Raw genomic sequence first — 2,179 nt, 5'->3', positions numbered from 1 at the left:
AGCGAGATGCGGCGACGCTCCTCGTCCACGTCCAGCACCATCACTTCGACGTCGTCACCGACCTGCACCACCTTGGACGGGTTGACGTTCTTGTTGGTCCAGTCCATTTCCGAGACGTGCACCAGGCCTTCGACGCCCGGCTCGATCTCGACGAACGCGCCGTAATCGGTGACGTTGGAAACCTTGCCGAACACGCGGCTGTTGGCCGGATAACGGCGGGCGATGTTGTCCCACGGATCCTCGCCCAGCTGCTTCAGACCCAGGCTGACGCGGTTGCGCTCGCGGTCGTACTTCAGCACGCGGACGTCCAGCTCCTGGCCCACTTCCACGACTTCGGACGGATGGCGCACGCGCTTCCAGGCCATGTCGGTGATGTGCAGCAAGCCGTCGATGCCACCCAGATCGACGAACGCGCCGTAGTCGGTGAGGTTCTTGACCACACCTTTCAGCACCACGCCTTCCTGCAGCTTGTCCATCAGCTGCTCGCGCTCTTCCGAATGCTCGCTCTCGACCACCGCACGGCGGGAAACCACGACATTGTTGCGCTTGCGATCCAGCTTGATGAGCTTGAACTCGAGTTCCTTGCCTTCCAGGTAACCCGGGTCGCGCACCGGGCGCACGTCGACCAGCGAGCCCGGCAGGAATGCGCGGACATCCTTGATGTCGACGGTGAAACCGCCCTTGACCTTGCCGCTGATGCGGCCGGTGATGGTTTCGTTCTTCTCGAGGGCTTCCTCCAGTTCGTCCCACACCATGGCGCGCTTGGCTTTTTCGCGCGACAGGACGGTTTCGCCGAAGCCGTTCTCAAGCGAATCGAGGGCGACCTTTACTTCATCGCCGACGGCTACGGTGAGCGTGCCGTCGTCGTTACGGAACTGTTCGATCGGCACGATGCCTTCGGATTTCAGACCGGCGTTGATCACCACCACGTCGTTGCGGACTTCGACAACGGTGCCGAGCACGATGGATCCGGGCTTCAGCTTGGTGAGGTGGATCTGGCTCTGTTCAAACAGTTCTGCAAATGATTCGATCATTGAATAAATCTCGGTTGATGACGCAGACCGGACACCTGTTGCATGTGCGCCGGTCCACCCGTTGTCGGCCTGGGCGGAATTGCCAGTGGCCGTGAGTGTTGTGGTTGAGGTACCGCCGGGGGAAATCCCCGACGGGGCTTTTCCGCCAAGCTTGATCGCTTGCAAGGTGCGGCGGAGCCTTGGATTACCTAGGGCTTCACCAGCGCCAGCACACGCTCCACGACCTGTTCGATGTTGAGGCCGGTGGTATCGATGAGGACGGCGTCTTCGGCCGGCCTCAACGGCGCCACCGTGCGCTGGGCATCACGGGCGTCGCGGGCGAGAATCTCGCGTAGCAGACCGTCTATAGTGACGGAAACCCCTTTGTCTTTCAACTGGTTATAGCGCCTTTCGGCGCGTTCCTCGGCGCTGGCGGTCAGGAAAACCTTGTAGGGGGCGTCGTTGAAGATCACGGTCCCCATGTCCCGCCCGTCCGCCACCAGGCCCGGGGGCTGCCGGAAGGCTCGCTGGCGCTCCTTCAGGGCGGAACGGACCTCCGGGAAGGCGGCTATGGCCGAGGCGACAGCCCCGGTGGTCTCGAGCCTGAGCTCGTCGGTAGCGTCGGAGCCATTGACCCAGACCCGCAGGTCGCCGTGGGCGTTTTCCTTGAAAGTGACGTTGGTGTCGAAGGTGCAGCGGACCAGCGCAGCGGGATCGGAGACATCCAGGTTGGCCCAGCTCGCCGCCACCCCGACCGCCCGGTACAAGGCTCCGGAATCGAGGTAGTGCCAGCCCAGCCGTACTGCCGCGATGCGGCTCACGGTGCCCTTGCCCGCACCGGAGGGGCCGTCGATGGTCAGGACTGGAATGCTTTCGGACATGGGAACCCCCTGGTTTTGGCCGCATTATGCCCGGCCAGCCTTGCCGCCAACCGGCGGATTGTGATGCACCGCGAGGCAAAGGCTTGAACCTCAAGGGAAAACTCCGCTAAAATGCGCGGCTTGATTTTGTCCCGGCCGACCCCTTGGTTCGCTCCGGCCCACTCCCAGACAGTTCCAGTCCAAATTTTCCGAGGTGCGTCATGAAAGTCCTTTCCTCCCTGAAGTCGGCAAAGACCCGTCATCGCGACTGCAAGGTGGTCCGCCGCCGTGGCAAGGTCTTCGTGA

Annotated in this window: 3 protein-coding genes; 1 reads left to right on the top strand and 2 read right to left on the bottom strand. The window is 62.6% G+C overall.

Annotation, left to right across the window (positions count from 1 at the left end; genetic code table 11):
• Together rpsA and cmk are read right to left on the bottom strand one after the other, a co-directional pair.
• Positions 1-1,034 (bottom strand): 30S ribosomal protein S1 (gene rpsA, locus V6M49_RS16875; protein ID WP_332762194.1); only part of this gene is annotated, 1,034 nt, incomplete at its 3' end.
• Between the two features lie 188 nt (positions 1,035-1,222).
• Complete coding sequence (cmk, locus tag V6M49_RS16870; RefSeq protein WP_332762192.1) at positions 1,223-1,894, bottom strand: (d)CMP kinase; 672 nt, start codon at positions 1,892-1,894, stop codon at positions 1,223-1,225.
• Between the two features lie 200 nt (positions 1,895-2,094).
• Between cmk and V6M49_RS16865 the strand changes: the two genes are divergently transcribed.
• Positions 2,095-2,179 (top strand): ribosomal protein bL36 (locus V6M49_RS16865; RefSeq protein ID WP_332762196.1); only part of this gene is annotated, 85 nt, incomplete at its 3' end.

Source organism: Pseudarthrobacter sp., assembly GCF_036675385.1.
Taxonomy (GTDB): Bacteria; Actinomycetota; Actinomycetes; order Actinomycetales; family Micrococcaceae; genus Arthrobacter.
The sequence above is the reverse complement of the archived record's forward strand: the minus strand, read 5'-3'. Positions and strand labels throughout refer to the sequence as shown.

What these genes read in the sequence shown, in the direction of transcription:
- cmk (WP_332762192.1), bottom strand. Translation starts at nt 1,894, where the DNA reads ATGTCCGAAAGCATTCCAGTCCTGACCATCGACGGCCCCTCCGGTGCG.